General features: G+C 35.7%; 6 protein-coding genes. All 6 read right to left on the reverse strand.

Annotation, left to right across the window (positions count from 1 at the left end; translation table 11 throughout):
- Positions 1-301: 301 nt before the first annotated feature.
- On the reverse strand, positions 302-565 hold the full coding sequence (locus tag A142_RS04310; protein ID WP_019820658.1) for a helix-turn-helix domain-containing protein: 264 nt from the start codon (positions 563-565) through the stop codon (positions 302-304).
- A gap of 138 nt (positions 566-703) precedes the next feature.
- Entirely contained in the window at positions 704-1,510 is an 807-nt protein-coding gene (locus A142_RS04315; RefSeq protein ID WP_019820660.1) for a DUF5677 domain-containing protein, read from the reverse strand.
- A gap of 54 nt (positions 1,511-1,564) precedes the next feature.
- Entirely contained in the window at positions 1,565-2,326 is a 762-nt protein-coding gene (locus tag A142_RS04320; protein ID WP_019820662.1) for a DUF4145 domain-containing protein, read from the reverse strand.
- A 136-nt stretch (positions 2,327-2,462) separates the two neighbouring features.
- The gene (locus A142_RS04325; protein WP_019820664.1) at positions 2,463-3,335 is read right to left on the reverse strand and encodes a DUF4365 domain-containing protein; all 873 of its coding nucleotides are present in this window, start codon (positions 3,333-3,335) and stop codon (positions 2,463-2,465) included.
- A 1,008-nt stretch (positions 3,336-4,343) separates the two neighbouring features.
- Positions 4,344-5,000 (reverse strand): DUF3223 domain-containing protein, encoded by a 657-nt coding sequence (locus A142_RS04330; protein WP_019820665.1) that lies wholly within the window; start codon positions 4,998-5,000, stop codon positions 4,344-4,346.
- A gap of 250 nt (positions 5,001-5,250) precedes the next feature.
- Positions 5,251-7,378 (reverse strand): DEAD/DEAH box helicase (locus A142_RS04335; RefSeq protein WP_019820668.1); only part of this gene is annotated, 2,128 nt, incomplete at its 5' end.

Raw genomic sequence — 7,378 nt, forward strand, 5'->3', positions numbered from 1 at the left:
ACTGATCGGAATTCTCCGAAATATGCACTCAACACTAGTCTGATTTAAAACTAATTCGGATCAACCTAGGCCTAGATGCAAATTTTAGGTGATCATAAAAACGACTTTTCTCAATTCTATGAATAGCAGTTATCTCCAACTCAGATGCTCATAAAAATGATTTTTCTGGTCAGTAGTCCATCAGTGGGCAACAATAAAGAGAAGCGAGCCGTTAGTTTATAACTCACTGTGATTAGCCGTAGAGAAGTTGGAAAGTAGCCTGTCTGAAGAAGACACATCAATCTCTGCTAACTTGTATAAATTATTCACCACCGTCTTCTGCGAATAGCTCTTCGACTTCATCCCAGTCAGGTAGTTGATGTGTTTTTTCTACAACCTCAAACTGTAAATCAACAGCATTTAACAACCTTTCAAATATATCGAATGAACCGGTAAACCGGCCATTTTCAATTTCTGATATTGTGGTTTTATTAATCCTAGTAAGCTCCGACACTTGTACCTGTGTCAACTTCATATCATTACGTGCGAGCTTAATTTTTAGTCCAATTTCATATCTGTAAGCCATAGTTCACTAACCTCTTTGTTAGCCATATGGTTAATATTATGAAATATCCTAGGTTTGTTAGCTATATAGCTAACAAGACAGTGGGTCAAACCTATTTGAGTTAAGTCATATACTACAGCTCAGAAAAAGTACGTTCCATTAGATGTCCTTAGCAGCTAACCTCTGACTCTGCCTTGCCAGTTCAGCAATCTTTAAATACGTGATCATATAATCTTTGTTACCCGTATTTATTGCATCTCTAATTTGATCTATAAAATCCCAAAGTAACTTACGCCAGCGAAGAGAGCTATAATTAAATACGTTTTGGGCAATCATTGTGGTAGTAAGTATTGAGTTATGAACAACCGCGATCTGGGTTGGAAATTCAACCGAAGGCTCTATTCCTGTAACAGTAAAATAGTCCTGCTGACCGTCATTAGACATTGGATGTACATGCATAGATGCAAGGTCGTAACCGAATTTATAGAGAAAATCCATTCCCATTTCCTTTGCTACTTTTTCTGCTTTAGGTCTAACCCACTTAGGTTGTGATTTGAGAAGTGATTTGACCCTATCTGCGTAGCAATTATCAAAGGAGTATACTTCCGATGTCTGCTCACAAGAAAACCTTTTATCACTTTTGGCTAAGTTGTTTGCTTGAGCTTGTTTATAGATAGACCAGTCGTCAAATAATTGGAACTCATCTCGATTAGCTATATGTTCAAGATGGAATAATCTATCCATTTGTGCTCGATATATTGCCCAACAATCCTGATAGTTTTTGATTCCCCAAAGTACAAACACCCCCTTTAAACTCATGAGCGATTTAGCCAAGAAGTTTCGTAACATTATATCTTTTACTTCTAAGTCTGACTCTTTATCGAATTCAAAAAGAAATAAACCGCACATAGTCACAAGAGCTTCTTTTATTTCCGTATATTCTTCGATTGTTCTGTATAGGTTCATACTAGTCCTGACGCCGCATTGTATGGTGAATGATTCTTGAACTGTTTGCTAAGTTTATTTTTTCGGTCGTACTTGTTGTTCATTAGGGTTATAGAAAAAGTTGACATTATTCACTGAAAACTCTAGCTCGTTCGGCAATTCAACACCTAAGTAGACCTGTTCTAATACTGCACCAAATACCATGATAGCTTGGTAAGTAGTATGTTGAAAAACACCGTCACTACTATGGCTAGATTCATTGCCTAACCACTTGATTGCCTCTAATGCTTGAATGCACTTGCGATGAACTTTCCCAGCTTTTTTACATTGATCTAATCGTTCTTGGAGAGGGATTGGTTTGGGATAACCTTTTTTACTTAGAAGAGGAACATCATTCTTTGTTCGATACTGATCAACTCCCAACTGTGTCAGCAACTCTTCAACTGCTACTCTCAGTTTGTTTCCACATGAAGACTGCTCAACCCAGAACAATGAGAAAACAAGCTCAAGAAGCGCTCGTATTTTATATGGGTATTTACGATCTAACGTAAAAAAATTTGGTGCTGGGCTTACGTATGTCGGAGTAAACAACATTTCATATCCACCTTCGTCATCAGAATAGGATTCGCCTGACATGACTATGACCCCAACATTTCCACATTCTTTGTTTTGGCACATCAAGTCAGAACGAAGTAATGCCCGAGCATCCCCTCCTGTTCGAGCATCTACGATCTGCCGACAACTCAAGTCACCAATAGGAACCATGTCGCCAACAATACATGAGGGACACTTAAACGCTGGCACTTGCTCTTCCGTGTACAAAATACTCTGTTTCAATAGGTTGTCTCCTTAAACTTTAGCTTCAATTAAGATATGAATCACGCTTCCACACCGTTCAATTTAAACACCATAATCACCAAACGAAGTTAAAAGTACCAAGAGTGGTGAATCACTCCTAATGTGTGTTATATATCTACTCTCCGATATACTCAGCAACCTTTAAAAATGAGTTACCAAGCGTATTTAAAGATAATTCAAGCCTGTAAAAAGCAACTTCACCACACTCAACAGTGTATGGATAGAGTTTATGATTGTTTTTATAACTATCTGTATACATGGAATAAAATGATTCATCTGCATTAATATCATAATACTCTTCATCTATACCTACATCTGCCCAAGGGTAGATGTTATTGACCAATTGCTCAACAGACATTCCCGTATACCAGTGAAAATCAGAGACAATTGTTTCTTCTTTGCCGTCGCTATCTTGCTTGATCAACTCAAACCGACCTCGGCTTAGACTTTTATTTATCCAGTCTTCTTTACAGATCAATAATCTCCCGCCTCTATCTAAAAACTTCATGTTCTCTAAATTTAAAAGCAAGTTTCTATATTTAATTTCTTCAGATGTCCCTTGCACAAGATACTTAAGAGAATCACCTGATTCCTCAGTAAGAATACAATTTTTCGGAATTGTGATTTTCCAATTTTTAGGGGTGTATTCAATCGAATCTTTGGTAATTGGTGCCCAAATAACTTTATCATCTTCCGGTAAGTAACCGACAAGAATTACAGGAAGTGAATACGAAAGCCAATATTCAAGGTGAACCATAGAACCGTAATACACATACCCTTGAGCAGTTTCTTTAAAATGGCTACTTCCTGACTTAACCTGCACACCCAACAACTTTCCAGTCGGGTTTCCATCATTAACAATTTCGATATGCGCGTCTATGCCTTGGTCGCAAACAGGTTGGTCTCGAAATATCCACCCTAGATTTCTTACGACAACACTTTCTACTGCATTTATACCGATACGCTCAGTGGTGTTATACCTGCTCATAATGCCCTCCCACGATTACTTGATTTGATGAAAAACATAGCGCTTCCTGTGTAATTCTAAGCAACTTCAGCATCCTATAATGCAACCTTTAGAATAGAGTTTCAATTAATAATCAATAGTTTAATAGCGAACAAAGGGGTAAATTTACAAATAACACATAATCTTTTAAAGGTTGATATCTAAACTTCATCAGATGACTTTAGATGGACAAAATTCATACAATTAGGAAGGAGGTTGTTGAGAAAATCAGGTTAAGGAAAATCTTCCTTCTACTTAGTATGTTCTAGCTGCTAACAACGTTCACAAAAAACATTCTAAAGATCAGTCCCTGCAATGATGTAATTAACTTATCTACGTTAAGAAATACAAGAATAAAACCTTATAATACAACAACATAAATCTACTCGAACACCGATCGCTTCATGTTAATATTAAATAAATTCGCACTTATTGAGTTCATAGCCAATGAACAACATCGGCATAACTCCATTAGATATAAATGAAAACTCCATGATCGATCTTAACGAAACTTAACCAAAACTCATTAAATACAATGAGATAGGATGCATTCATTGATGAATGCAACTCTTGACTGATCTTAGATACTTTCAAGTTAATAACCAAAAATAAACATCAATTTATCTACCCATAGCGATCTTAACTATGGCAGGTTCCCTCCAATGAATTATAAACAAGTGAAAATCAGCACAGAAACTATCATCAAGAGATCAGAATTAGCATCGACTAACTAACGATATGGCGTTAAAATCAGTATGTTCATTTAATTCTGACAATTAAGTGATGCTAATCCTGATCATACACCTGTATTTGATGCTAATTTCAATTCAAGCCAATGCTAATCCTGATCATCTAAAATTTTAATGCTAATCTCAGCTTTCCGTTTAAAAGTAGTAACTAATGATACACACCAATTTAGCTGTTTATTCTGCCTTATTAAGACATATCAAACAAAATCTTCGACAGAAGAGAGCGGAAACAATCCTTATATCACTTACTAGTTTGCCTCTTTAAATTAGCCTCTGAGCTCCACAGTTCCAAATGAGCATGCTTCAGATGATAATCGACCCACGCACTTGTTAATGAGAGACTCTTGATGATTCCGCGTTGATCACGGTCATCAGGCCTAGGGTTCACAAGTTCAATCGATTCTATATTTCGGCCAACTAATTGCAAAAATTCGAAAAGTAGCTGCTCAAATGTTGGCTGGACATAAACTACATGACTATCGCTGTAATCAAGTGTAAACCCTAGTTTTGGACAACGAAGGTTTTCATTAATACAGTTCGATTTAAACTGTGTAATAGTCTCTTTAACAGCCCGACGAAACGCTACTGATACTACCGTTTTTACAGATGCGGGTTGTACGCAATGAACCCAGCTAATATCAATTTTAGAACCATCTGTTCTATTGATATATAAAGATTTATTGTTATGAAAATCTCTTTCTACACTGATGAACGATATCCCACTCCCGACTTTCTCTCGGTGCTCATCATGGAGTGTAAACAGTTCGGAAAAAAACAATTCATCGTTATCATTCAACTTATCTCCGAAGTCATAATTTGAGATACGCTTTCTAATACATTCTTTTGCAGCTGTTTTAGTTCGAAATTGATAAGAACCAAATACGACAGGTATTGCCATTTTCACCTCCAATAAGCTAACACACATTTAAGATAAACAGGGCTACCACTAACTAATATAGGAGTAATAGACACAGTTTCCTCACTGTTGTCCATCAGTGGACAATGACACTCAATACTATAATCTTGCTTCTATTAGCAAAAATAAAAATAGCGATAAAAAGTTAAATAAATGAAATTAAAGATCACACATCAATTAAATATTACCTGCCCATAGCAATTAGACTCGGAGCAGGTAAAAAATTGTTCGCTTACATATAAGACATTGCTTTTATTACAAAATTTTTCTCAAATTCTGTAAGATATGAAAATGAATCTTCACGTGATCTAGATAACTCACCAATCACGGAATCAATATTATCGATATCTGAAAACGTAGTTCGATCAACAACCTTCTTCGCTACCTGATGTGGAATACCAAACTCTTCCAGTGAATTAATAGCAGTAGGTAAGTAGAAATTTTCAAGCGAAACTGCAAATGGCTTATAATCTCCATAAGAATATTCAAACCTTTTAAAAATAACCTCTTGAATATCACTGATTGCACAAATGATCTTTGGAAGATTGTAATTCACAAGGTTTTTCTTGAAATTAAATACTGATTGAACAGCATCATCAATAGTATAATCTTTATTGTCTCTTCCCCAAAAATTAAAGTCTTGATTAATAAGAGATTTATCGTCTACCTTATTGATTATGTCAATTAACTTTCGGTACAACTGAAATTCAGTCCTAACGGTTCCTCCGCCCATTGCAGAAACATTGAAGTACTTAAACATAACCGTGGATAGATGACGTAATTGTTCTGCATTTGGGTGAATGCTATCCCAACACATTTTTCTATTCCAAGCACCACAATTTTTAATTAAATCATCAGCAAACGAAATCAGCTTATTAGGATTAATTCCTTGATGTTTAAGTAAAAGTTGAACAGGGAGAACTTCTTGATCGTAAAATTTTCGCACTTTATTTTGATTTTCAACTTTTACTTCGTCACCTAAGTGAAGTAGCAATGATTCGGATGCATTATCACTTTGGGATATAATCGGAACATCAATGTAAGGTAACTCTAGTTGCGGTCTTTCTCCAAAAATAAATACATTCCCAACGAAATGCTCAAACATACGTCCAGAACGCCCTGAAATATTATTAAAAGTAAACATGTCTAACTTTGTCTTTCTTGTAATACAATCATCGTAAATAACAATGTTTTTCGCATTTGTATTAACACCCTCAATCAAAGTTGAAGTACAAATCAGAATGTTAATCTTTGAGTCATTAAAAAGATCTACAATCAATGCCCCGACAGCTCTTGGTAATTGAGCGTGATGAAAAGCAATACCATATTTCACCCCGTCAACAAGCGACCAATTGCTGTGGAAACTATCAGAAAGCCACTCAGATAGATCGCTATTTGTATCATCAGAAGTCAAGAGCCCTGCATTCAAAATTCTAGTCATCAATGAACTAACTCTTTTAGGGGACTTACAGTAGATCACAGTCTGCTCATCTCGCCCTATATCTTTTAAGATTTTGAATAGTTTTTCGTCTCTTTCAACATCGATGTCCGCATCTTTTTTAGACTTAGTTTCCAATGGATAGAAAACCTCATTTGTTGCTACCGTAGCGTATGAGTCAAATTTTAGGAAAGTACATCTTAGTTCCTCAGTAATTCCCGAAACCAAGCCATTAATTTTAGGACCCAACATATAAAAACGTTGGCATTTCCCATACAGTGCTCTGAAGGCAAGATTTAATCTATCACACCTCTCATCACTCTTACTTGTAGGAGCTAACTTATAAAACTCATCTATAATGAAAAAATCTATAGAAGGTAATGATTTATACTCCAGTACCCTCTCTTGAGTGAAAATAAAGATATTCCTTTCACTAGGTTGCTGACCAACTTGTGTGACTACTTTGTATTGAGCGTTGTATTTGAATAATTTTTTCTTAAGCTCATCAATCAAAGCTATAGTTGGTACGACAATCACTAAATTGTTGAATTCATTACTAGCGATCAAAGCCTCAATGATTAAACTTTTTCCAAAACTTGTTGGAGCACTAAGAACTATGTTTTCACCATTCATGATCCGGTGGAATACTTCTGCCTGCCTAATATGAAACGTCTTTGCATCATCTTGAGGTGTTGTAAACAAACTCTGTCTAATTTTATCTTTCGTTGGTGAATTATCTAGATCTACATATGGGAACAAACCTAGCTCACCTAACAAATGATCCAAAATAAATCCATTAGGCATTTCTGACTTTCTTTCTAACGCTCTGATTACTATATCTTGAACTAGGGAATCATTAGTATGATTATTGAACTCATTGATTAAAGATGACATAAAGTTATCCCAATCATCAAATAATCGG

The sequence above is a fragment of the Vibrio splendidus 12E03 genome (genome assembly GCF_000272105.2).
GTDB classification, from domain to species: domain Bacteria; phylum Pseudomonadota; class Gammaproteobacteria; order Enterobacterales; family Vibrionaceae; genus Vibrio; species Vibrio splendidus_I.

Excerpts from the sequence above, each read along its gene's own strand:
- A142_RS04325 (WP_019820664.1), bottom strand. The coding sequence starts at position 3,335 with ATGAGCAGGTATAACACCACTGAGCGTATCGGTATAAATGCAGTAGAA.
- A142_RS04315 (WP_019820660.1), bottom strand. The coding sequence starts at position 1,510 with ATGAACCTATACAGAACAATCGAAGAATATACGGAAATAAAAGAAGCT.
- A142_RS04310 (WP_019820658.1), bottom strand. The coding sequence starts at position 565 with ATGGCTTACAGATATGAAATTGGACTAAAAATTAAGCTCGCACGTAAT.
- A142_RS04330 (WP_019820665.1), bottom strand. The coding sequence starts at position 5,000 with ATGGCAATACCTGTCGTATTTGGTTCTTATCAATTTCGAACTAAAACA.